Annotated in this window: 1 pseudogene; it reads left to right on the top strand. The window is 64.3% G+C overall.

The window, feature by feature from the left end:
* Nucleotides 1–153: pseudogene (locus AC0L3S_RS39600) on the top strand (SDR family NAD(P)-dependent oxidoreductase); the annotation flags it as partial.
* Between the last annotated feature and the right edge of the window lie 96 nt (nucleotides 154–249).

Below are 249 nucleotides of genomic sequence, written 5' to 3' on the forward strand. Positions count from 1 at the left end.
GTGATGAATTTCGCCGATCCGCTGGTCAAGGCGATGGCCAGCCGTGGCTCCGGCAGCGTCGTCTTCATCTCCTCGGTCAACGCCATCGCGCATTTCGGCAATCCCGCCTATGCCGCGGCCAAGGCCGGCATCAACGCCTATGCCAAGGCGATTGATAGATCTCCGCCTTGGCGCCGACATCGATGCCGCGCGTCGGCTCGTCGAACAAGAGGATGCGTGTTCCCGCCGCCAGCCAGCGGCCGATGATCG

This window comes from Bradyrhizobium sp. Ken01 (genome assembly GCF_055807355.1).